This is a genomic window from Pseudomonas sp. McL0111, from assembly GCF_052567255.1.
Genome location: NZ_CP199585.1, coordinates 975,332 through 998,639 on the forward strand (window position 1 = coordinate 975,332; position 23,308 = coordinate 998,639).

Below are 23,308 nucleotides of genomic sequence, written 5' to 3' on the forward strand. Positions count from 1 at the left end.
AACCATGAACGCCTACGCCTACCTGGCCATCGCCATCTGTGCCGAAGTGATCGCCACTGTTTCGATGAAAGCGGTCAAAGGCTTCAGCACGCCGCTGCCATTGATTCTGGTGATCTGCGGCTACGCCATCGCGTTCTGGATGCTGACGCTGGTGGTACGCACGGTGCCGGTGGGCGTGGCGTACGCGGTGTGGGCCGGCATGGGCATCGTGATGGTCAGCGTCGCGGCGCTGTTCATCTACGGACAGAAGCTGGATGTGCCGGCAATGATGGGCATGGGCCTGATTGTGCTGGGCGTGGTGGTGATTCAACTGTTCTCGAAAACCGCCGGCCACTGATTCATACCGTTCCAATGTAGGAGTGAGCCTGCTCGCGATAGCTATAGTCGACTCGACATTTAAGCTGACTGACCCGCCGCTATCGCGAGCAGGCTCACTCCTGCAGGCTTTGGGTTCAGCCTGTTGATCACCAACAATTCCCCTCTTTCACGAGTCTGTATACTGCGCCCTCGTCTTGAACACTGAGGTCGCTGCATGCCATCCGTTATTTCCACCGACGTTCTGATTGTCGGCGCTGGTGTCGCCGGCCTCTGGCTGAATGCGCGCCTGCGCCGTCAGGGTTTTTCGACCGTGCTGGTGGAAAGCGCCAGCCTCGGCGGCGGACAGAGTGTGAAGTCGCAAGGCATCATCCACGGCGGCGCCAAGTACGCACTGCACGGTGCGCTGACCGGTGCTTCCGAAGCCATTGCCGACATGCCACGACGCTGGCGTGAAGCGCTGGCCGGAGACGGCGAGCTGGATCTGAGCGGCGTGCGCCTGCTCTCCGAAGCTCACTATCTGTGGTCGCCCGGCACTATCGCCGGCAATCTCACCAGTTTCTTCGCCAGCAAAGCCGTGCGTGGCCGAGTCGATCAGGTCAAGGGCGATCAACTGCCGCCCGCCCTGCAAGACAAGCGCTTCAAGGGCAAGGTCTATCGCCTCGCCGAATTGGTGGTCGACGTGCCGAGCCTGATCCAGCGTCTGGCGGATCTGGCCGGCGACGGCTTGCTCGCCGGCCAAGTGATCGAGCCGTTGCTCGACGGCGGCGTGCTGGTCGGCCTCAAGGTCGATGGCCGCGCGATCCGTGCCCAGCGCATCGTGCTCAGCGCTGGCGCCGGCACCGCCGCACTGCTCACCGACCTCGGCCTGACCAAACCGGCCATGCAACGCCGTCCGCTGCACATGATCATCGCCAAAGGCCCGAGCCTGAAACCGCTGTACGCCCACTGCCTGGGCGGCGGCACCAAACCGCGCATCACCGTCACTACGCATCCGGCGGCTGATGGCAATTGGGTCTGGTATATGGGCGGCGACATCGCCGAAAGCGAAGGCGTGGCCCGCGAGCCCGCTGAGCAGATCGCTACCGCGCAGAAAGAACTCGGCCAGTTGCTGCCGTGGATCGACCTGAGCACCGTGCAATGGGCCACCCTGCGGGTGGATCGCGCCGAACCGCTGCAATCGGGCCTGACCCGACCGGACAACGCGTTCCTAGCCGAGGAAGGTCGTCTGCTGGTGGGCTGGCCGACCAAACTGGCGCTGGCGCCGGACTTCGCCGACCGGGTCATCGCCTCCCTTGAGCGCGACGGTATTCAGCCAAGTGCTGCCGAGCCACTGCCCGAACTGCCGAAACCACCAATGGGCGTCCCGGCCTGGGAGCAACTGCTGCCATGAGCCTGCCAACCCTGCATGACTTGCATCGCCCACTGGGCAGCACCGGCCTGATGGTTTCGCCGCTGGGCCTGGGCACGGTCAAACTCGGCCGCGACCAAGGGGTGAAATACCCCAACGGTTTCCAGATTCCCGACGACGACGCGGCGCGCATGCTGCTCAAGCAGGCCCGCGAACTGGGCATCAACCTGATCGACACCGCGCCAGCTTACGGTCGCAGCGAAGAACGCCTCGGCCCGCTGTTGCGCGCCCAGCGAAACGACTGGGTCATCGTCAGTAAGGTCGGCGAAGAATTTGCTGATGGCTTGTCGCACCACGATTTCAGCGCGGCTCACACTCGATTGTCAGTGGAGCGCAGTCTGCAACGTCTGGAAACGGATTTTATCGACCTGGTATTGGTGCATTCCGACGGCAACGATCTGGCAATCCTCAACGACAGTGAAGTCTATGAAACCCTCGCGGCGCTGAAGGCCGAGGGCAAGATTCGCGGCTTCGGCTTCTCCGGCAAAACTGTCGAGGGCGGGCTGAAAGCGCTGGAGCAAGGCGACTGCGCGATGGTCACTTACAATCTCAATGAGCAAAACGAGAAGGCCGTGATTGACTATGCTGCTGCTCACGGCAAAGCCATTCTGGTGAAGAAGGCTTTGGCCAGCGGTCACGTCTGCCTGAGTCCCGGCGTCGATCCGGTTCGCGCCAGTTTCGAGTTGTTGTTCCAACAGCCTGGCGTCGCCAGTGCTATTGTCGGCACCATCAATCCGCTGCACCTCGCCCACAACGTTGCGACCGTTGCCCAGGTCCTTCGTGGTCATTGACGCCGCCTCGCGGCCTTAAGCAGGAGCCGACATGCCGCGCACGCTCATCAGAAAGAACCCGAGCAACTTCAAGACCCTGCCGCTATTCGTCGAAGCCACGCCCGAAGGCCTGAGTTATCAGAGCGTCGGCATGCCGCTGAATTTCGCCCAGACCTTGCAGCGGCGCAAACCGGTCAGCGTCGCGGATGCCGAACGCTTTGCCCTGGAACTGGCAAACCTCGGGGTCTCGGTGCGCCTGACCCTGCATTGGCAGAATCGCGATTACTGGGTGCTGGTGCGCCAGCGCAGGCAGGATCGCGGCGACGTCGTGCTCAAGTTGATTTCCGGTTACGTGCCGGCTCACGAATTGAATATTCCGTTGCATACAGCGATCCAGGAGATCGCCGAAGAGTGCCTGCTGGAAACCCCGGAAGGCTGGCTCGGTGGCCGATTCAACGATACCTGGCTGCCCGCGCCTTACTCGTCCGCGCTGCATTATCGCGAGGCGCTGCCCTTTCGCCTGACGCCGTTGTCCGGCTCGGCTCTCCCGGTGCGCTGCGCCAATCTGCAATTGCAGGAACGGCCGCGGGCCTACGTGCATCTGCCGACCGCCTCTCTCCAACTGATTTATGACTTGCGCCTGGAAGTCCCCAAGGAAGCCAAATCCCTGAGCCTGTTCCACGTCGATGAACGTCTGGAAGGCGATCAACTGGTGGCCCGGCTCGACCGCAAACGTCCCGATCTGTATTTGATGCCGCTACAGGATGGCGAACCTCTTGCAGAGCTCTACACGCTGAAGAAGGGTCAGCTGTATCCGGCAGGTACCCGTGGCCTGTATCTGGCCGAAAGTTTTGCCCGACAGGACGGCTGGGTGGTACGCGAAGAGCGGATTCGCTGGAAGGACTGGCTGGCGCAACAAGGCTTGCTGCCGGCCAAAGCACCGCGTCAGAGCCTCAAGCAACTGAGCATCAAGGCGCTGAAACTGGTCGGGCTGGTCAAGCGCAGCGCCGGAAAGTGACGCTCTAGCGCTGGCGATCCATGAAGGTGCGCAGCGTGGCGAAGAAGTGGAAATAACGGTTCTCGCGCTTGCCCATACCGCGTTTGGGAGAGAACGATTCTTCGGCGAACGCACCATTGATACGCACGCGGGAGGCTTGGGTTTTCAGAGTACAGACCTTCGCATCAGCCTGTTGCAGTGCATATTTGAGCAACCGCTCGGAGTGCAGCTTTCTTCCAGTAGCCTTGCAGAAATCGAAGATGCGCTCGATGCGTTTACCGTAAGCGACGTAAGTATCACGACCGCAAATGGCAAACCGATCATTCAATCCACCCCACCACTGCCAGTCAGGAATGTAGGCGTTGTGGCGGCGCGCCTGCGGAGCCTTGAACACATAAGCCGGCAACGGCGTGTGAAAGAAATTGTCCGGGCGTACGAACACAACAAAGTCGGGATCGAAAGACTCGATGGCCGTGGTCACGGTGTGCAGCGAATTCAATTGAAAGATCAGGTTGCGCAGCGACGCATAGTCGTCCGCCCAGGTATCGCCGAGTGACTTCACGCGCTCGAAATCCCAACGCTCCAGCACGCCCTCAGTTGACGTAAGCGAACCTGTCATCGACTCGAAAGGCCGGTAGTTATCGGCGCTTAATTCACCCCGCTCGCCCGAACGGGTGTTTTGCACTTCGTCGACTTTGTAGAGGTGATAGAAACATTTCACCTCGCAATCCGCAGGCAATTGCGCCAGCACGTTCTCCTCGATGGAAGGAAAACAGATCTGCGAATTTCTTGGGATTCCGAAAAAAGCCACTGCAACTTTCAACACTCAACAGCACCTTTTAATAGTGATTCGTCGCTCATTTGCGACGCAGTAACCGTTGCCACCAAGGGCGCGGCTGAAGAGCCACAACCGTGACGTCGGCCTGTTGCAGCCAGTCGCGCTCGTAGTCCCAGGCGTGTCCGCCCCAGAGTTTTCCCGCTTCATTGGAAAAACCCAGGGTCATGAGCTGGTAGGTGTATCCGCCATGCCCGCGTAACCAGTCAAACAACACCAGGGCGTTGAACCCCGTGGAGGGGCCGACATAACGCTTGCCGCCCGGGCGATCAACCGGGTAGTTCCACAGCGGCGGAAGTGGAATGCGCTCGCGCAAAAGTGCCACACCAGGCACCGGGCTCATCGCCCCCGTTACCCCGACCAGCACAGTGAAACTGCGCTCGCCGGCCTGCTCGACCAATTGCTGAACCTGAGGGTTGCGGGGCAGACCGAAAAAGTACGCATCCGGTGCGTTGAAGCCATGAACCAGGACATTGACGCTGCGCGGGTCAAGCAAGGGTGCCTTGACGCAGGTATTGAAGCTGACCACGACGTCATCCACGCCGATGTTCAGTCCGGCGAAATCAGCGGCGGTAATCGCCGGGTTGTTGGCAATCAGCACCACTCGGGGTGCACGCTGCAAACAGGCCTTGAAGGCCGGCGAAAAGGCATCGGGAACGCATTGATCGCCGCCGGGCAGCGCATCCAGCGCCATGTATTCGCCGTTTTTCGGCGCTTGATGCTCCTTCATTTACACCGGCACCTTCATCCCGTAGCGCAATTTTACCCACCACTGGGTGAACGCCGAAGGCGGTTGCCACGGACGCATTTCACGCTGGATTTCAGCGGCAAGGGTCTGCCCGACGCGGGCAAAGGAATAACGGCTTTCGGCAAACGCCTGCCCATTGGCGGCGATGCGCTCGGCCAGCGCAGGATCGCCCTGCAACAGTTTTATCTTTTCTACCGCCTCGTCTTCGCTGCGGTAGAACACCGTGTTGTGCATGTCTTCGAAACCCAGCAGCGTGTCTTCCTCGCCCTGACTCCACGCCAGCAGTACGCAGCCGCAGGCCATCGCTTCGAAGTTCTTGATCATGAATTCGTTCATGCCAATGTCGGCGCTGACAAAGATCCGGATGCGATTGAGCGTTTCCAGGTATTCGGCGCCGGATTTGGTGCGGGTCACCAGCATGCCGGTGCGCTTGGACAGTGACTCGAGAATCGCTTTGCGCTGAGCGTATTCGGTGCTTTTCAGGCTACCGAGGAAACCAATCGGGATGTCGCGCTCGGCACCGGTGTTGCGCAGCATCTGCTCGTCATAGCCCTTGGACACGAACACCGTGTCGATGCCTTCGGCGTTCATTTTGCGAGCAACCACGGCACCGGACACCAGCGCCCGGCAACTTGGCAGGCGACTGTAGAGCCGCGAGTAGACCTTGCGGTACTTACTCGCGGGCATGTAGTTCTGGTAGGCGTCGTGTTCGAGGAAGATCAGCCCCGGGATGCACTTGAGCACACGCAGTTGCGGCGCCAGGCGTTTCACGCGAGAGAAGATCACCACCCGGTCAAAGGTCTGATAATCGACAGAGGCGAGAAACGAGCCCAGGTTCATCTGCTGCTGTTTACTCAGACGAAAGATGGAGCACTCATCGCAGTTCTGCTGCACGATTTCGTACAGCCGATCCAGAATGACTCGCTGCTCGTCCATCACCAGGAGCATGACTTTCATAAATTAAGTTACCACGTGACAAGTACAGGCAAGCGCATCGGGTTTGTAGCAGCCGACATCAAAAGAAACGGTTAAATCCCCACGGCAAAACCCGTTCATACGCAGTACACAACGGAAAGTATTCACTGGATCAACGATTGCGAATCTTCTCGACAATCGCCGTTGTCGAGCTGTTTTCAACCAACCCCAAAACCTTCACCGTGCCGCCATAGGCAGTCACGATATCCGCGCCGACCACTTGGTCGATGCCGTAATCCCCACCTTTGACCAACACGTCCGGCTTGACCTCACGCAACAGGTTTTCCGGCGTGCCTTCAGCAAAACTGATGACCCAGTCCACGGCGCCCAAGCCAGCCAATACAGCCATACGCCGATCAACACTGTTGATCGGACGGCCAGGGCCCTTCAGGCGACTGACCGAAGCATCGTCGTTAACTGCAACAATAAGACGATCGCCTTGGGCGCGCGCCTGTTCCAGATAGGTCACATGGCCAGCATGCAGAATATCGAAGCAGCCATTGGTGAAGACAATTCTTTCGTTGTGCGCACGGGCGTCGGCAACCGCCAGCAGCAGTTGCTCGATCCCCAGCACACCGCGCTCGGAACCTTCTTCGCGCTGAATCGCGCGGCGCAGTTCCGGTGCACTGATGGCCGCCGTACCCAGCTTGCCGACCACAATGCCTGCTGCCAGGTTGGCCAGGGCCACCGCGTGAGGCAACTCCTCGCCGGCAGCAATCGCCGCCGCCAGGGTCGAAATCACGGTATCGCCAGCACCCGTCACATCAAATACTTCACGAGCGCGGGCAGGCAGGTGCAGCGCCGGATGATCCGGTCGCAGCAGGGTCATGCCGTGTTCGCCACGGGTCACCAGCAGCGCACCGAGTTCGAGGTCGTGCATCAGGGTGGCACCCTTGCTCACGAGTTCGTGCTCATCGGCGCAACCGCCGACGATGGTTTCGAATTCGCTGAGGTTCGGGGTGATCAGGCTCGCGCCACGATAGATCGAGAAATCCTTACCCTTGGGGTCGGCCAGCACCGGAATGTTGCGGGCACGGGCTGCCTGGATCAGCGCCTGATGGTTTTTCAGTGCGCCTTTGCCGTAGTCGGACAACACCAGCACCTTGACGCCTTCGAGCAGATCATCGACCTGCGAGGCAAGGGCCAGGGCATCAGTGGAGAAAGGTTCTTCAAAGTCGATACGCAGCAATTGCTGGTGCCGGCTCATGACCCGCAGCTTGACGATGGTCGGCTGGTGAGCGATGCGCTGGAACAACGCCCGCACACCCGCAGCCTCAAGGCTGTTGCCGAGACTGTCGGCGGCTTCGTCGTCGCCGGTCACGCCGACCAGCGATGCAGGAGCACCCAGCGCGGCGATGTTCAGGGCAACGTTGGCAGCGCCACCCGGGCGATCCTCGATCTGCTCGACCTTGACGACCGGAACCGGGGCCTCAGGGGAAATCCGTGAGGTTCCGCCATGCCAGTAACGGTCGAGCATGACATCGCCGACTACCAAGACAGGCGCTTGATCGAAACGCGGCATGGACAACTTCATGGAGCAACCCACATACAAAATGAACAGGGGCGCGATATTAACACAGGGTAAAGCGTCGTCCGCCTCATTCTGAAAGGTCGCGCACCCAGAACAATTCATGACGCCGGACTGCCTTGCGGAAAAACTCGTTACTGCCTGTTTCAGGCCAACGTCGCCCCGCCAGCACCCTCTGTATCCAGCGACGTAACTGGCGTTTGAACACCGGTGCCCCTTGCAGATCGTGTTCCATGGCCAGCGCCATCGCCTTGTCCAGTTGCACATCCGGCGACACCAACGGACTCCAGAGCCGGTCAGCAGGCAACGGCTCGATGGCTGGCGGCAACGCGATGCCACTTCCAGCCGGGCCCATCGGCCAGCGGTCATTGTCATGCAGGTGATTGGCGTACATCAGCAACGTCGTCGGCTTCCAGTTGCTGGCAGCGACTGCCTCAAGGAGCGCGCGGGTGGACGCGACATGATCGCCATGCGGGTCCAGTTCGGGATGCGGAGTCACCAGCACTTGCGGACGGAAATGCTCCAGCAATGCCGTCAGGTCTGCGACCAGATTCTGCCAGGTAGCCGCGCCATCCAGATCAGCCGGCAGAGCAACAGGGTTATGCCGACGCACGCTGCGCACGTCGCTTTCCTCGGACTCGCGGGAGCCGAATGCCTTGGCCGGCTCTTCGGCCATCGGCGGCAATTGCAGACAGTAATAGCCCAATTGCACGCAATGACTGGCGGGCACGCCACCCCAGAGAGGGATGGTCAGGCTGTCCCAACTGCGCAGGCGCCCCTTCAAACGGGCCGCCTGAGCCTGATTCAAGCCCAGGCGATGGAACTCTTCTGCTTCGATCTCCCCCTGAGTCAGGGTGACGATGCTGACCTCTTCGCTCTGGCTATACAGGCCAAAAGCAGCCAGCTCGGCATCATCGGCATGCGGCGCAATGACCATCACCCGCTGACGGCTGTAGTCGGGACTGGCCATGACCCAGAGCGTGCCCTTGGCACTCACGCTGCAATGACGCCCGCACAGCTTCAGCGAACCTTGCTCCAACGCCTCCCTTTGCCCGGAAAGATTGAGGAAACGCTTGCCCTTGACGCCTCGTTCGAACTCCTGCCGGTCATTGCCGATTTCGACGCAAGGGTCTAGCCAGCGCCCCAGCCAGGAGGCCTTCAATTGAAGTTCAAGTACGAGGGTTTCGCCTGGCGCCAATGGCCCGCTCAAGCGCACTAAGCCGTTTTCGAGGCTGATGGCCTGACTTGGCGTGTCCGCAGGAAAGTCGTAGTGATAGTCGTCGCCGGGACGATAGAACAAATGATCGGCAAACCACGCTTCGTGGGCGACCCACGCCAGCACCAGCAACAGCGGCACCAGCCACCAGGCGATCAGAAAACCGACCACCGCCAGCGCCAACAGAAACGCAATCAGGAACAATCGCTTGTTGCGCCGATGGATCTTGAGCAGCTGTTGCTTGCGCGCACTCATCAATTCAAACCTGGTAGACCGGCACCGTGTGGCACCAGCGATCCTTGTATTCGCGGTCAGCACGACCGAATGAGTAGCGCAGGGGTTTGCCCAGCGCATGCGCATCCGCCCAGGCCTGCTGCGTGTTGACGAAACTGAGCACGCTGCCGGGACTGAACTCGCGACTCTGCGGGTCGACGCCACCGTTGACGTACTCCAGCGAGACCCACTGCGGTGCTTCGACTCGATAGAGAATCTGGACCGCTACCGGCGCAGAATCGAGCATCACCAGCGAACCGGTCATGAATTCGCGCAGCAAGGTGAAGACCTCAACCAGTCCAGCCTTGCCGGGCACTTCGAAACCCCAGCGCCGCTGAAACAGATCGCCGTAAATCGTAGCCTGCTCCTGAGGGGCAAGCCCGGACATGGCAACCAGCGAGCCACCCGCCTCTTCCAGCAGACGCTGCTCGCGCCGCTGGTTATAGCGAAACTTCTTCGAATAGTCTTCCGGGGCCCTGGCCAGCGCCAGACCTTCGGGTTGCGCTTTCAGGGTGCTGATCTGGCCGGCATTGAGCTGGGAGACATAAGCGGCGCGCTGGCGCACCGGCACTACTGTCTCCGCAGCGATAGGCAGGATGATTTCTGCATTACCCATGTCGAGCAAGCCGCGCTTGCCTTCGCGCTTGAGCACTTGCTTGGACAGGGCGACATGACGCCCCCAACAGGCAACGGCGCCGACTACGTCGCCATCAACGACCCAGCCCAGATAATGCAGCTTGATGCCCAAAAACGCCGACAGGCGCTCGACCACTTCAGGGTGAGTCGCAAAGCTGCCGCCAAAACGCTGCCAGGCCTGCGCGTAGGCATCACGGTCAATCTCGGTCCAGCCACGTTCGCGCCAGGCGCGAAACATGCTCAGCATACGTCCGTCACATGGGCCGGCTGCGATTCGTCACCCTCTTCAAACTCTCTGGCATGCAGGCGCGAGTAATAGCCGTTCTGCTCCAGCAGTTGCGCGTGGGTGCCACGCTCGACGATCTGCCCCTCATCCATGACCAGAATCAGGTCGGCCTTCTCGATGGTGCTCAAACGGTGCGCAATCACCAGCGTCGTGCGGTTCTGCACCACATGATCCAGCGCCGCCTGAATGTGCCGTTCCGATTCGGTATCGAGGGCCGAAGTGGCCTCGTCGAGAATCAGCAACGGCGCATCCTTGAGCAGGGCGCGGGCGATGGCGATGCGCTGACGCTGGCCACCGGACAGCAGCACGCCGTTTTCACCGACCATGGTTTCGTAGCCTTGCGGCATTTTGATGATGAACTCGTCGGCGTAAGCCTCGGTTGCAGCGCGCTTGACCTCATCGAAAGGTGCGCCGGCCAGATCGCCGTAAGCGATGTTGTTGGTCACCGTATCGTTGAACAGAGTCACCTGCTGGGTCACCAGAGCAATCTGACGACGCAGACTGCGCAAGGTGAAGTCCTGCACTTCCACGCCGTCGAGCAGAATCTGCCCTTGTGCATGCTGATAGAAACGCGGAATCAGGCCCGCCAGAGTGGATTTGCCGCTGCCGGAGCGCCCGACCAGAGCAACCATCTGCCCCGGTTCGACCACAAAGCTGATGTTGTTGAGCACCTGCTTTTCGGTGTCCGGGTACTGGAAGCTGAGATTGCGCACTTCCAGACGACCGTCGAGACGATCACGCTCGACCGTGCCCTGATCCACTTCGGCAGGCTCATCCAGTTGCTCGAAAATACTCTCGGCACCGGCCACACCTTTCTGGATGGTGGAGCTGACCTCGGAGAGCTGACGAATCGGCTTGGGCAGCAGACCCGCCATGGTGATGTAAGCCACCAGATCGCCCGGCGACGCATCGCCACGGAGGTAGAGCACCAGAAACATCACCACCGCCATGGCACTGTAAGTCACCAATTGCAGCATCGGCGTATACACCGCGCCGGTTTTGGTCATCGTCAGTTGCTTGTCGGTGTTGCTCTGGCTGGCGTCGCGGAAACGCTGCTTTTCGTAGGTCTCGCCACCAAAGCTGCGCACCACGCGATAGCCATGAATGGTCTCGGACGCCACGTGGGTGACGTTACCCATGGAAACCTGGATCTTCTTGCTCTGCTTGCGGAATTTACGGCTGGTGCTGTTCACCATCACGCCGATGAGCGGCAGGATCGCCACCATCACCAGAGTCAGTTTCCAGTTCATCCACAGCAGGGTGCAGAACAGGAAAATCACGGTCATGCCTTCGCGAATCACCACTTTGATCGCATCGGTGGCTGCGCCGGTCACCATCGTCACGTTGAAGGTGATGCGGGAAATCAGGTGGCCGGAATTGTTCTTGTCGAAAAAGCGGTTGGGCAATTCCAGCAGCTTGTTGAACAGTACAACTCGCAGATCATGGACCAGGCCGAGCGAAACCCGCGCCAGAAAGAAGTTGCCCAGAAACGAACCCACGCCCTGCCACAGTGCGATGAAGACGATCATCAGCGGCACGGTCTCCAGCAACTGCAACTTGCCAAGGTAAGGATTGCCCGGGAACAGGCTGGCCTCGGGGTTGGCCAGTCCGTCGACAAAGTATTTGAGGATGTAGGCGAGCATCGGCTGGGTCGACGCGAAAATCAGAAACCCGACGATACTGAGAATGAACAGGCCCGCATAAGGCCGCACGTAAGCCAAAAGACGGAAGTAGATCGCCAGCGTAGACTGGGCTTTCGGTTCAGGGCTGCTCATGGTAATCCGCGCAAATCAGTGAGGCGCGGATGATATCACAGGCCTTTTCCCCCCAATAAACATGACGGGAAGCCAGCTCTCGGCCAAGTCGGTTAAGATAGCCGGCTCACGATGGGGAGTCAGGCATGCAATCGATTGATCACAACAGCTACGAGGCACTGCGTAAGGGTGCGCACGTACTGGAAGCCGACGGTTCCGGCGACAAGGTGCTCAAGTTGGCCGATGGCCGCATGCTCAAGCTGTTTCGCCGCAAGCGACTGCTCAGTTCGGCGCTGTTTTATCCCTACGCGCAACGCTTCGCCGACAACACCCGCGCCCTCGAACAGCGGGGCATTCTGTGTCCGAAGGTCATCGCGGTGTATCGCATACCGAGCATTGAACGTGACGGTGTCTACTATGACCCGCTGGCTGGCATGACCATTCGCCAGTTGCAGAACAACAACGAGGAAGCCGACGCCTTGCGATTCAAGCTGGGTGGGTACTTCGCGCAACTGCACGACAAAGGCGTGTACTTTCGATCGCTGCATTTCGGCAACGTCGTGCTGACCCCGGACAATCAATTGGGGCTGATCGACATTGCCGATCTGCGCTGCCAGAAACGTGCGCTGAGCGACAGCAAGCGCCTGCGCAACTTCGCCCACCTGCTGCGCTACAAGGAAGACCGCCAGTGGCTACTGGGGCAGGACGCTGGCGACACCTTCATCGAAGGTTACCGCCAGGCCTTGCCGAGCAACCGCCAAGCGCCATTAATTGCACGCCTGCGCCCGCTGCTCGACTGACTTTTACTTGCCGATGACCAATATCGTCGCGCCCTTGCGATTGGCAAAGTGCTCGATGATGCGCATTTTGTGTGCAACCAGCCAGTCGTTCAGCCACGGCTCATCACCCTTCGCATCAATCAGGAAGTAGCGATAGTTGTCTGCCTGCGCGGCCGACATCGCCTCTTCTCGGGTCAACGTCGGAAGCACGTAGCCGCGCCCAGCGTAATAACTGATACGCCCGTCCTCAAAGTAGGCCGGCGCGCCCGGCTCGACATGCGCAGACAGCCAGCGGCCTGCCTCGACGTAATGAGTCTTCCCGGCGCCGAATGAGAGGACGTTCGACAGCATCACCAGCAAACCCACCACCACCAGCGCTTTGCCCAAACGCGGAGACTGGCCGACAAATGCCGCCAGCCCCATCGCCAGCACCGGTACAAACAGCAGATTGAGGAAGCTCATGTATCGGCTGTTCATGAACTGCTGCTTGATAAAGAACAGCACCAATACCAGCAGATATAGCACTGCCGCCCAGGCGAACGGACGATAGTCACGCCAGTAGGCACCCAGAACCCCCCAGTTGCGACGCAAAACGAAGGGGACGGCAAAAGGCCCCATCAGCTTCACAAAACTGATCGCCATGGTCGCCAGAATGCCGAAGAAGATGATCTGACCGGCGTCGTCCTGCGAATACTTGTTGACCAGCGAGTTGGCGAATTGCTGACACAGCAATTGAAACGAAGAAAACACGCTATGCGGCGAGATCATGTCCAGGTAGATCATCATTCGGGCCGACATCAGCGCTCCCGACACCGACACGACCACCAAGCCTATCAAGGGCAACAATGCGAACTGAAAAAACTGTTTGCGCCGTTGCGGCGCCCACAGATTGGGCAGTTGCCAAAGCGCCAGTGCGGGCCATAACAATAAAGCCTCAAGCCGAAAAAACACCGCACCCACGATCGCCAGATGAATGAATGCCGCCCGCAACCAGCCGCCGCGAGCCTGCCAGCGCATCGAAAGCCAGAACGTCAGGGTGCAGAAGAACCAGAACCCGCATTCGCGGATGATGTCATCTCGAAAACTATTGATCGCCGGCATCGCCAGCATCACAAGACAGGCCCAGCGGGCAATCTCGGGGGAACGCTGGCGGATGCAATCCACCATCAGCGCGCTGGTGCCGGCGAAGAACAGGCCGCACCAGAGATAGGCACTCAGCTCCAGCGGCAAGTGCAGAACAACATGCGTACCCGCCAGAAGTAACGAAAACCAGGGCCAGTCAAAAGACTCCCAGGCTACATTCGGCCCGAGGAGCGTGACCCGCTGGGCGATATCAATGTAAAGGGCTGCATCGCGTGCGACTGTCGCGCTACCCATCACGGCAACCAGTGATAGCAACACGCTGGCGAAAAACGCCAGCCATACCGGATGCTCATCCACAATTCTGGAGATCTGAGTTCCCACTTTATTGCGCGTTTCTTTCACCCAACCCCCTCAACAGCACTCACCACAAGGCTCGCGAACGACACCTTCGAGCATTCACCGAAACAACAGACGTATAGCCTTGCGAGTGTATGACCAGCGAGTAAGTGTGCGCCAGTCGGCGCATAGCGCCTGAAAGTAGAACGCTCGGGCCAGTTTGTATTCTTTATGGGAGTAGCAGTCGCGAAACAGCGACAGGCAACGCTGCGCCATAAATGCCTGACGCAAATCGTGAAACTCTTCAGGCATGCGCCGCACGGAAAAAACCTCGTCAACAACCCGCTCCGTACCGGCAGCAAGGCTTTGACGCAAATCGTGACGCATGCTGTCGGCGTGTTTGTAGATCAGCGCAACGGGCTGATTCAGAACACTACACGGAAAGCGTGCCAGCACTTGGGCGAACACTGGCAGATCTTCGACATTGCGCAAGTGTTCGGGGTAGTTGCCCGGCGCGAACACCTCCCGATGCATCGCGCTGGCACCATTGGAAATCGACACGGTTTTGTCCAGCAGATACCCCTGAACACACTGACGCGAAGTCGCTGGCAGGGGCTTGGCCATTTGCAGGCTGCGCCTCCCCCCGGCAAAAACCGACCAATGCGCACCAATGATCATCCGGCTATGAGGATTTTCACCAATGTGCTGCGCCAAGGCTGCCAAAGCGCCCGGCGCCATCTCGTCATCGGAATCGAGGAAAACAAGATACTGCCCGGTCGTCTCCTCGATCCCTCGGTTGCGCACCGAAGACAGTCCTCCATTGCTTTTTCGCAAACTGCGAAAGCGACCCGGATACTTTTCCAGAAGTGCTTGCAGCACCTCTGGCGTCTCGTCGGTGGAACCATCATCGATGACGAGCAAATCAGCCGCCGCTTCATCCAGCTGCGCCAATACCGATTCCACTGCCCTGGGCAGTGTTCGGGCGTAGTTATAAGCTGGAATCACGACGCTGATCAGCATTTCAGTCAAGTCCGTAACCTTCCACACCCTCTTTTACTACCAGAATATCTTCCATGATCAGGTATTGCAGGTCGGAACCGAAAAACATGTTCAACGCATCGGTCGGCGAGCAGATCATCGGTTCGCCACGACGGTTGAGCGAGGTGTTCAGCGACACGCCGTTGCCGGTCAGATTTTCCAGCGCTTTCATCATGTCGTAGTAGCGCGGGTTGTATTCGCGCTTGAGTACCTGGGCACGGGAAGTACCGTCTTCATGGACGACTTCCGGCACGCGGGTCTTCCACTCTTCAGACACTTCGAAAGTGAAGGTCATAAACGGCGCCGGGTGATCGATCTTGATCATCTGCGGGGCGACGGTGTCGAGCATCGACGGGCAGAAAGGCCTCCAGCGCTCGCGGAACTTGATCTGGTGGTTGATACGATCAGCTACGCCCGGAATGCTCGGGCAACCGATGATCGAACGACCGCCCAGTGCACGCGGACCGAACTCCATGCGCCCCTGGAACCAGGCCACCGGGTTGCCATCGACCATGATCTTGGCAATCTGCTCCGGCATGTTGTCGAGCTTGCGCCATTTCGGCTTGTTCTCGTGACGGGCACATGCGGCGATCACGTCTTCGTTGCTGTACTCAGGGCCGAGGTAGACGTGCTCCATCTTCTCGACCGGTACACCACGAGCGTGCGACACATAAGCCGCTGCGCCGACTGCGGTGCCGGCATCGCCGGACGCTGGCTGCACGAACAGCTCTTTGATGTCGTCGCGGGCAATGATTTTCTGGTTGAGCTTGACGTTCAACGCACAGCCACCGGCGAATGCCAGTTTGCCGGTTTCCTTGAGCACGTCGCCCAGGTAATAGTCGATCATCTGCAGCGAGATTTTTTCGAACAGCGCCTGCATGCTCGCGGCGTAGTGGATGTACGGCTCGTCGGCGATGTCGCCTTCGCGCTTCGGACCCAGCCACTCGATCAGCTTCGGCGAGAAGTAGAAACCTTTGCCCTTCTCTTTGTAGCGACGCAGACCGATGACGTTGGCGTAGTCAGTGTTGATCACCAGCTCGCCATTCTCGAACGAGGCCAGACGCGAGAAGTCGTATTTGCTGGCGTCGCCGTACGGCGCCATGCCCATGACCTTGAACTCACCGTCGAGCATCTCGAAACCGAGGAACTCGGTGATAGCGCCGTACAGGCCACCGAGGGAGTCCGGATCGAAGAACTCTTTGATCTTGTGGATCTTGCCGTTCTCGCCGTAACCGAAGAAGGTCGTGGCGTACTCACCCTTGCCGTCGATGCCGAGGATCGCGGTTTTCTCTTTGAAACCCGAGCAGTGGTAAGCGCTGGAAGCGTGAGCCAGGTGGTGCTCGACCGGCTCGATTTTGATCTTTTTCGGATCGAAGCCCAGTTGCTCCAGGCACCAGACGATCTTGTTGCGATAGCGCTTGTAGCGACGATTGCCCATCAGGATCGCATCGAGAGCGCGATCCGGCGCGTACCAGTAACGCTTGGCGTAGTGCCAGCGCGCCTTGCCGAACAGGCTGATCGGGGCGAATGGAATTGCCACCACGTCAACGTCGGACGGCTTGATACCGGCCTGTTCCAGACAGAACTTCGCCGACTCGTAGGGCATGCGGTTCTTTGCATGCTTATCGCGTACGAAGCGCTCTTCTTCTGCCGCAGCCACCAGCTTGCCGTCGATGTACAAGGCTGCTGATGGATCATGGCTAAGGGCGCCGGACAGGCCAAGAATCGTCAATGCCACAGGGGTCTAGCCTCTTTAGTCTGCATGCAGGCGCAGTGCGCCTTGAAAAATAATGTGCCCTCGCAACGGGCGAGTGACAGCTAAAGGGCGGGATTATAGCGTAAACATGAACGGAATTACCCTGTACGAATTGCCTCGGAGTGATCAAGGCGGATAAAACTTCTCTGTCGGCTCAATAAGCGCCCGTACGCCAATAAACACTGATGTTTCCATCGGCAATCTGACGGTAAACCGTGTAGGGCAGCGTTACTGTATCGCACACCGCTGACAGCGGCAGATCCAGCAACACAAACGGTAGCAGGACGCCAGTAGGGTCTGGCGGGGCATTCAGCACACAGAAGTCGTAGGCCAGGCCACTGTAAATTCGCGGAATGGACTGGCAGTAGGTTTTTTGTTTACGCATGTCACGGGCGACGTCGGCGTCGTCTTGCAATACCGAAACAGCGGTGCCGCAGCCGGATAAAAACCAGGAAAAAGCGCCCATCGTCACAGCCTGTTTTATCGTCAAGATTTGCCCTCCGAAAGTGTCAGGGCAAACTAGCATCGGGACTGGACGGGGCACAGTTCATGGGTTCTGGGGTGGCTGTAGGACAAGTCAGTGATGCTTGTCCGCTTTTGCCCACAGAAAATTTTCGGTGACTTTGCTGACCTATTCGCGAGCAGGTTTAAGCGGCGCTCGAGATATCTTTGGGCAGACGCTGATCGATCACTTGATACAACGCGCTGCTTTCAGGCCAGTTGCGCATGAACCGCGCCCGATCCCGCAGGTACGCCGCAAAGAAGCTGTTGGCCGAGCCGTGCTGACACATCGAATCGAGATCGATCAATGCCCAGTGATCATCGCGCCAGAACAGGTTGTGGCCCTTGAAGTCGCCATGACTGATGCGCTCGGCTATCAACGTGGCAAACAGGTTATCGAGCGCTTTCAACTCGGATTCCGGCGCCGCGCCACTTTCGACATACGGTGCAAAGCGCTCGATGATATCCGGGCCCGGCAGGTATTCGGTGACCAGATAAGCCCGACTGCGCAGCCACAGAAAACGCTTTTCCAGCACTGCCAGAGGTTTCGGCGTAGCGATACCGAGGAATGCCAGCCGATTACCCTCACGCCACGAATGCCAGGCGCGGCTCGGGCGCCAGAAGCGCTTGAGCCAGTGGGCAAAACCTTTGATGTTGTAGCGCTTGATCACCAACGTGCGCCCGCCCGCCTCAACCTTGCCGACGCTCGCTGCGCCCCCGGTCTTGTACAGGTGACCGCGATCAAGCAAGGCATCGGCCTGCTCCAGCACCGGCACCATCGCGGCTTCTTCTTCGCGACGAATCGAGCGCAGACCGAAGGCGCCACGCTGCACACTGAACAGCGTGCATTCACGGCCGACCTTGATCAGAAAATCCTTCAGGCGCCACGCACGCACCTTGTCGATCTGCTTCTGCAAGGCTTCCAGCGGCAACGCGTGCTCACCGTTGCTCAGCAGGTAATACACCAGCAATTCTTCGATGAAGGGTTCCAGCGACTTGGGCAACTGGGCGAAAAACACACCCAGATTTTCCAGGACTTTCTGTCGTGACAACGGTTGTCCGGCGGTCTCGGCACGAATGCCGGCGCCGTCGATCAGATACAACTGGCCGCCCTGCCGCAGCAAGTTGTCCAGGTGCAGATCTTCCTGCCACAGACCTTTGCCATGCAGCTGGCCGATTGCACCAAGTGCCTCGGCCAGTACCGCTGACTGTTCATCCGCCAGCATCGGTAGCGATTCGACCTGCTGCCAGGCGTCCCCAAGGCTTTGCGCGCTTTCAAGAAACTCGAATAGCAGCCAACCACCTTCGCCATCCTTCAGGCCATCGGCCAACAGCAATGGTGTGGTCATGCCTTGAGCGGCGAGCAGACGCACGCCATCCAGTTCACGCTGAAAATGCCGCGCAGCCTTACTGCCGACCAACAACTTGGCCAACACCGGCCGACCGCGCCACACGCCGGCACCGACATATCGCTGCCCCGGCAACACCCGCAGCAGACTCAGCAACTGCAAATCCGCCGCGCCAGCAGCGTCCGCCAGAGAAATGGTCAGCGGCAGATTCGGCGCGCGTCCGGCATTTTTCAGGTCGGACAACAGCATTAACGGGTCTCCTTGTGACTGCGTCGGGCAGTCAACCGCGAAATCCAGGTGTCGACCAGTGAACTGTCCGCAGGTTGCTCGACATACGCCGACAGCAGCTCGCGCAACTGCGCTTCGCTCCACTCCGGCGCACGGCGCAGCAGCGGTTCCAGATCCTTGACCCGATCACGCTGACCGAACAGTAACGGCCGGGTCTTTTCCAGGTCGATCAATTGCGCTTTGTAGCTTTCGCCACTGGCCTGCAAAAAGATGTGCTTGGGGTAAAAGCAGCCATGTACCTGACGCACACCGTGCAGGTACCGCGCCAGCTGTCCGCAGGCCCTGAGAATGGCCGATTGTTGTGCGTCGCTCAGACCCGACCAGCCGTGCAACAACGAATCCAGGTCATCCCAGCCATCGAGTGCGCGCGTCAGCAGGACTGCGCGGACTTCGCCGTCAACTTTGCGCTGCCCGAAAAACGCCGCTTGCAGCGCCGGAATGCCGAGCTTGCGATAGCGGCTGATGTTGCGGAATTCCCGGGCAAAACTCGGCTCGCCAAACGGTGCGTGCAACGTACGAGTGAGGTAATTGCTCTGCCGCTTGAGGTAGTAGACGTGCCCTTCGAGGTGCAGACGAAACACGCTGCTCCAGCCACCGCCATCGGTGTTCGGCTCATCCACCGCTTCAAGCTGCTTGGCCCACAAGGCGTCGAAAGTGCCGAGGCCGTGGCGCTCGAGCAGCGCACGGTCTTCGGCAGCGAGAAAATCAGTCATTCGCGTCCCTCGAAAAATCTCACCACGTGACGGATCCGTTTTTTGTCGGCGGCATTCAGCCGGTCACACTGGCGGTATTGCATATAGAAGCGCAGGCGCTGAGTGTTCGACAGATGATACTTGGCCACCTTGTCGAGGCACGCCAGATCCTTGGTGATCCGGTATTTAAGCCAGAAACCGCGCCAGAACTCGCCGTTCGGGCAATCGATCAAAAACACTTGCGCCTGATCGTCGATCAGCAGGTTGCGCCACTTCAAATCGTTATGGGTGAAGCGCTGGTCGTGCATTGTGCGGGTATAACCGGCCAACTGCCGGCTGATACCGTCGACCCATGCACGGTCGGCGAGCTTCGGATCTTTACGTTCGGCCAATGCCGAGAGATCCTCGGTGTTCGGTAGTTCGCGAGTAATCATCGCGCCGCGATCATACGCTGCACCTCGGCGTTCCAGGCCCCAGGCCACCACTTCGGCGGTGGGGATGCCCCACTTGGCGAAGCGCTTGAGGTTCTGCCACTCCATCTTGACCCGCGGCTTGCCCAGATAGCGGCGCAGACCTTTGCCGGCACCGACGTAGCGCTTGACGTAATAATTGACGCCGTTGCGTTGTACCCGGATGACCTCGGACAGCGGATCGCGGGTCAGGCGTTCGCCTTGAAGAGCAAAAACCGCTTCGAGACTGCCGAAGTCAGCAGCCAGATCGCTGTATTGCGGCTCCAGATTCCAACCCGCCATCAGAGCGCATCCCCGTAGCGCAACTTGCGCTCGTAGAGTTTGTTGGCCTTGCCTTCGAGCCAACTCAGCAACGGCGCTTCTTCAGCCAGAATCTGCCGTAGCGGCTGCTGGAAGTAGCCCTTGAGGAAACGCAGCTTGTCGCGACGCGTCAAACCGATGTCCAGCGCGGAAAAGTACAACGCCGCCAGATCCTTGTTGCGCCAGCGCTGAGTAATCTTCGCGCGGGTCTGGGCACGGTGCAGGTCGATCACCGAGAGCTTGAAGTCTTCTGCTGTCACCGGCTTATCCGTGTGCAGCAGAAAGTGGCAGATGTAGCAGTCGCGATGGTTGACCCCGGCGCGGTGCATCATGCCGGTCATGCGTGCGACTTCGGCGATCAGCGCGCGCTTGAGCTTTGGCTGCGGCGGCTGCTTGACCCAGTCGATACTGAAATCTTCGAGGCTGACAGTCGGCGCCAGTTCTTCGGTAACGATGAACGAATGCTGATCCGCCGGGTTGCTGCCCTTCTCGCCGTAAGCCACGGCAGTCATGGTCGGCACGCCGACTTCCTGCAAACGCTGAATGGCTTTCCACTCCTGACCCGCGCCGAGTACCGGCAGCTTGGCAGTCAGCAGGTTCTTGAAGATCTCGCCCCAGCCGATACCACGGTGAATCTTGACGAAAAACCCGTTGCCGTCGACTTCCGTGCGCAGCGTGCGGCGGGCTTCCAGCTCGCGGTAAACCTCGCCCTGCAAGCCCTCGACTTCGGCGAACGGGTCGCGTCCGGCCCACAGGCTCTTGAACGGTTCAGCCAGCATCAACTTCATTTAAGCGTGCTCCGCCAGAATTACATCGGCCGCGTGCTGCGGCATGCTGTAGAGGTCGGCCGTATCGGCAAAGGCCAGACCATTGCGGCTCCAGGCCGCGCGTGCAGCGTCGTCGTTCAACATGTCGGTCAGGTATTGCGTCAGCTGCGCCTGATCGAACGGTTCGTCCAGCACTCGCCCGGCATCCGCCTCGGCAATGTAATGGGCGTAACCGCAGACCGCGCTGACCAGTACCGGCAACCCGGCGACCAGTGCTTCCAGCAGCACCGTACCGGTGTTTTCGTTGTACGCCGGATGGATCAACAGATCGGCACCGAGCAGGAAACGCGGAATATCACTGCGGCCCTTGAGGAACGTCACGTTGTCGCCGAGCCCGAGAGTAGCGCTCTGCATCTGGAACAATTTGGGGTCATCCTGGCCGATTACAAACAGCCGGGTGCGTTTCTTCAGTTCGGACGGCAATGCCGCCAGCGCTTTCAGGCTGCGATCAACGCCTTTGGTCTTGAACCCGGAACCGATCTGCACCAGCAGCAGTTCGTCGTCTTTCAGATTGAATTCGGCACGGAAACCGGCGCGAATTTCGTCGGCATTCACCGGACGTCGACGATCCTGGGCGATGCCCGGTGGCAGCAGATGGAAGCGTTCAAGCGGCGTGTCGTAGTGCTTGATGAACAGCGGCTGCTGCACTTCGGAAATCATCAACACTTCGGTCTTCGCGTCTTTGGCAAACACCGCACGCTCGTACTCGGCGAAGTGGCGATAACGGCCCCAGCGGCGGTACAGCGAGTTGCGCAGATTCTGCGCCTTGTCTTCGAAGCAGCCGTCGGCGGCGTAATACACATCGAGGCCCGGCATCTTGTTGAAGCCGATCAAGCGATCCACCGGACGCTTGGCCAGATCCGCTTCCATCCACGCGCTGAGTTTCTCGTTGCGACGATGGTTGAAAAACGCCTTGACCGGCGCCACCAGCACCTCGAAACCGGGCGGCACGTCGCCTTCCCAGATCAGCGTGTAGACGCGGATCTGATGGCCGCGCTGCTGGCATTCGAGGGCGATGCGCATGAAATCGCGCTGCAAACCACCAAACGGGAAATATTTGTACAGGACAAAAGCCAATTGCATCAGCGCAGCTCCTCAGCCATTAACAACGTGCTCAGTCGGCTGGCGACACGCTCGGGATTCAGACGCGTGAAGCACAGAGGCTGTTCACGCTTCAGGTCAAACTGACGGGCATCCTGCGCGGTCGGTTGATACGTACATTTCTTTTGCAGGCACGGCGCGCACGGGAAATCGCTGGCCAGGTGAATCTGCAGCTTGCCGTAAGCGCCGGTCAGGCCCGGATTGGTCGGGCCGAACAGCGAGATCGTCGGCACATCCAGCGCCGCCGCCAAATGGCCGAGACCGGTGTCCACTGCCACGCAGGCCTGGGCGCCGGCCAATACTTTGCCGACGCCGGCAAGGTTCAGCTTCGGCAGCACTTCGGCGTGTTTGAAACCGGCGGCGATGCGCTCGGCACGGGCCTTCTCCAGCGGATTGCCCCACGGCAGTTTCACGCCAACGCCGAGATAGCCGACCCGTTCGGTCAGCTCGCGCCAGTAACTTTCCGGCCAGTGCTTGGTGTCCCAAGTGGTGCCGTGCAGGAACACCACGAAAGCACTCTTGCGCGGCAACTCGACCAGACGCTCGACATTCAGGCCGTAGTCGCCAAGGCCTTTGGGCAAGTCATAACCGAGGGCAATGGCAAACAACTGCCGCACACGCTCGACGGCGTGCTGACCACGGGCCACGGCCAGTTTGCGATCATAAAAACGCGCGGCTATCGGCTCGCGTGCCGAGCCCTTGTCGAGACCGGCCACCGGGGCTTTGACGTAACGGGTCAGCCAGGCGCTTTTCAGCAGACCCTGAGCGTCGATCACCAAGTCGTACTTGTTAGCCCGCACGCTTTGCTTGAAGCGTTTCCACTCGCCGCTGGTGATGGTCTTCCAGAGATTCTTGCGCCAGCGACGGATCGCCACCGGAATCACTTTGCCGACAGCCGGGTGCCAGGTCGGAATCTCGGCAAAGCCTTCTTCCACGACCCAGTCGAACTTGATCCCGGGGATCGCCCGGGCAGCGTCGGTCAGCGCCGGCAAGGCGTGAATCACGTCGCCCAGCGATGAAGTCTTGATCAGCAATACCCGCAAC

General features: G+C 59.5%; 22 protein-coding genes. 5 read left to right on the forward strand and 17 right to left on the reverse strand.

Features of this window, described 5'->3' with window-relative positions; translation table 11 throughout:
- The first annotated feature begins 4 nt into the window (after positions 1-4).
- The 4 genes from ACTWLJ_RS04460 (at position 5) to ACTWLJ_RS04475 (ending at position 3,514) form a co-directional block, all read left to right on the forward strand.
- Positions 5-337 carry a DMT family transporter gene (locus tag ACTWLJ_RS04460; RefSeq protein ID WP_401216162.1) on the forward strand — a complete coding sequence of 111 codons (333 nt, stop codon included), beginning with the start codon at positions 5-7 and terminating at the stop codon, positions 335-337.
- Between the two features lie 195 nt (positions 338-532).
- Positions 533-1,708: an NAD(P)/FAD-dependent oxidoreductase gene (locus ACTWLJ_RS04465; RefSeq protein WP_445180009.1), complete on the forward strand. Its 1,176-nt coding sequence runs from the start codon at positions 533-535 to the stop codon at positions 1,706-1,708.
- Positions 1,705-2,517 (forward strand): aldo/keto reductase, encoded by an 813-nt coding sequence (locus tag ACTWLJ_RS04470; protein WP_445180010.1) that lies wholly within the window; start codon positions 1,705-1,707, stop codon positions 2,515-2,517. The genes ACTWLJ_RS04465 and ACTWLJ_RS04470 overlap by 4 nt, the downstream gene beginning before the upstream one ends.
- A gap of 31 nt (positions 2,518-2,548) precedes the next feature.
- Positions 2,549-3,514, forward strand: coding sequence for a metal ABC transporter ATPase (locus tag ACTWLJ_RS04475; RefSeq protein WP_445180011.1), 966 nt, complete (start codon positions 2,549-2,551; stop codon positions 3,512-3,514).
- Positions 3,515-3,518: 4 nt separating this feature from the next.
- Here the strand turns inward: ACTWLJ_RS04475 and ACTWLJ_RS04480 are convergent, their stop codons facing one another.
- From ACTWLJ_RS04480 to msbA, 7 genes are all read right to left on the reverse strand, one after another.
- Positions 3,519-4,319, reverse strand: coding sequence for a hypothetical protein (locus ACTWLJ_RS04480; RefSeq protein ID WP_445180012.1), 801 nt, complete (start codon positions 4,317-4,319; stop codon positions 3,519-3,521).
- 31 nt (positions 4,320-4,350) lie between these two features.
- On the reverse strand, positions 4,351-5,058 hold the full coding sequence (locus ACTWLJ_RS04485) for a hypothetical protein (RefSeq protein ID WP_445180013.1): 708 nt from the start codon (positions 5,056-5,058) through the stop codon (positions 4,351-4,353).
- Positions 5,059-6,033, reverse strand: coding sequence for a glycosyltransferase family protein (locus ACTWLJ_RS04490; RefSeq protein ID WP_445180014.1), 975 nt, complete (start codon positions 6,031-6,033; stop codon positions 5,059-5,061).
- Between the two features lie 130 nt (positions 6,034-6,163).
- On the reverse strand, positions 6,164-7,585 hold the full coding sequence (hldE, locus tag ACTWLJ_RS04495; RefSeq protein ID WP_445180015.1) for a bifunctional D-glycero-beta-D-manno-heptose-7-phosphate kinase/D-glycero-beta-D-manno-heptose 1-phosphate adenylyltransferase HldE: 1,422 nt from the start codon (positions 7,583-7,585) through the stop codon (positions 6,164-6,166).
- A 64-nt stretch (positions 7,586-7,649) separates the two neighbouring features.
- Positions 7,650-9,050 (reverse strand): PIG-L deacetylase family protein, encoded by a 1,401-nt coding sequence (locus ACTWLJ_RS04500; protein ID WP_445180016.1) that lies wholly within the window; start codon positions 9,048-9,050, stop codon positions 7,650-7,652.
- A 4-nt stretch (positions 9,051-9,054) separates the two neighbouring features.
- A complete protein-coding gene (locus ACTWLJ_RS04505) occupies positions 9,055-9,951 on the reverse strand; it encodes a GNAT family N-acetyltransferase (protein ID WP_445180017.1) in 897 nt (298 codons plus the stop codon).
- Positions 9,945-11,765 carry a lipid A export permease/ATP-binding protein MsbA gene (gene msbA / locus ACTWLJ_RS04510; protein ID WP_401216172.1) on the reverse strand — a complete coding sequence of 607 codons (1,821 nt, stop codon included), beginning with the start codon at positions 11,763-11,765 and terminating at the stop codon, positions 9,945-9,947. Before msbA ends, ACTWLJ_RS04505 begins: the two co-directional genes overlap by 7 nt.
- A gap of 125 nt (positions 11,766-11,890) precedes the next feature.
- Here msbA and ACTWLJ_RS04515 point away from each other — a divergent pair, with 125 nt between their 5' ends.
- Positions 11,891-12,544 carry a toluene tolerance protein gene (locus tag ACTWLJ_RS04515; RefSeq protein WP_401216173.1) on the forward strand — a complete coding sequence of 218 codons (654 nt, stop codon included), beginning with the start codon at positions 11,891-11,893 and terminating at the stop codon, positions 12,542-12,544.
- Between the two features lie 3 nt (positions 12,545-12,547).
- Here ACTWLJ_RS04515 and ACTWLJ_RS04520 read toward each other — a convergent pair whose 3' ends face one another.
- From ACTWLJ_RS04520 to waaC, 10 genes are all read right to left on the reverse strand, one after another.
- Positions 12,548-13,987, reverse strand: coding sequence for a hypothetical protein (locus ACTWLJ_RS04520; RefSeq protein WP_445180018.1), 1,440 nt, complete (start codon positions 13,985-13,987; stop codon positions 12,548-12,550).
- Between the two features lie 75 nt (positions 13,988-14,062).
- Positions 14,063-14,971: a glycosyltransferase family 2 protein gene (locus ACTWLJ_RS04525; protein ID WP_445180019.1), complete on the reverse strand. Its 909-nt coding sequence runs from the start codon at positions 14,969-14,971 to the stop codon at positions 14,063-14,065.
- Entirely contained in the window at positions 14,964-16,718 is a 1,755-nt protein-coding gene (locus ACTWLJ_RS04530; RefSeq protein WP_445180020.1) for a carbamoyltransferase family protein, read from the reverse strand. Before ACTWLJ_RS04530 ends, ACTWLJ_RS04525 begins: the two co-directional genes overlap by 8 nt.
- Positions 16,719-16,890: 172 nt before the next feature.
- Complete coding sequence (locus ACTWLJ_RS04535; protein WP_445180021.1) at positions 16,891-17,226, reverse strand: YceK/YidQ family lipoprotein; 336 nt, start codon at positions 17,224-17,226, stop codon at positions 16,891-16,893.
- Between the two features lie 157 nt (positions 17,227-17,383).
- A complete protein-coding gene (locus tag ACTWLJ_RS04540) occupies positions 17,384-18,835 on the reverse strand; it encodes a lipopolysaccharide kinase InaA family protein (protein ID WP_445180022.1) in 1,452 nt (483 codons plus the stop codon).
- Complete coding sequence (locus ACTWLJ_RS04545) at positions 18,835-19,587, reverse strand: lipopolysaccharide kinase InaA family protein (RefSeq protein WP_445180023.1); 753 nt, start codon at positions 19,585-19,587, stop codon at positions 18,835-18,837. Before ACTWLJ_RS04545 ends, ACTWLJ_RS04540 begins: the two co-directional genes overlap by 1 nt.
- Positions 19,584-20,318 (reverse strand): lipopolysaccharide kinase InaA family protein, encoded by a 735-nt coding sequence (locus ACTWLJ_RS04550; protein ID WP_445180024.1) that lies wholly within the window; start codon positions 20,316-20,318, stop codon positions 19,584-19,586. Before ACTWLJ_RS04550 ends, ACTWLJ_RS04545 begins: the two co-directional genes overlap by 4 nt.
- Complete coding sequence (gene rfaP, locus ACTWLJ_RS04555) at positions 20,318-21,124, reverse strand: lipopolysaccharide core heptose(I) kinase RfaP (protein ID WP_445180025.1); 807 nt, start codon at positions 21,122-21,124, stop codon at positions 20,318-20,320. The genes ACTWLJ_RS04550 and rfaP overlap by 1 nt, the downstream gene beginning before the upstream one ends.
- Positions 21,125-22,246 (reverse strand): glycosyltransferase family 4 protein, encoded by a 1,122-nt coding sequence (locus ACTWLJ_RS04560; RefSeq protein ID WP_445180026.1) that lies wholly within the window; start codon positions 22,244-22,246, stop codon positions 21,125-21,127.
- Positions 22,246-23,307, reverse strand: coding sequence for a lipopolysaccharide heptosyltransferase I (gene waaC / locus ACTWLJ_RS04565; RefSeq protein ID WP_445180027.1), 1,062 nt, complete (start codon positions 23,305-23,307; stop codon positions 22,246-22,248). Before waaC ends, ACTWLJ_RS04560 begins: the two co-directional genes overlap by 1 nt.
- Between the last annotated feature and the right edge of the window lies 1 nt (position 23,308).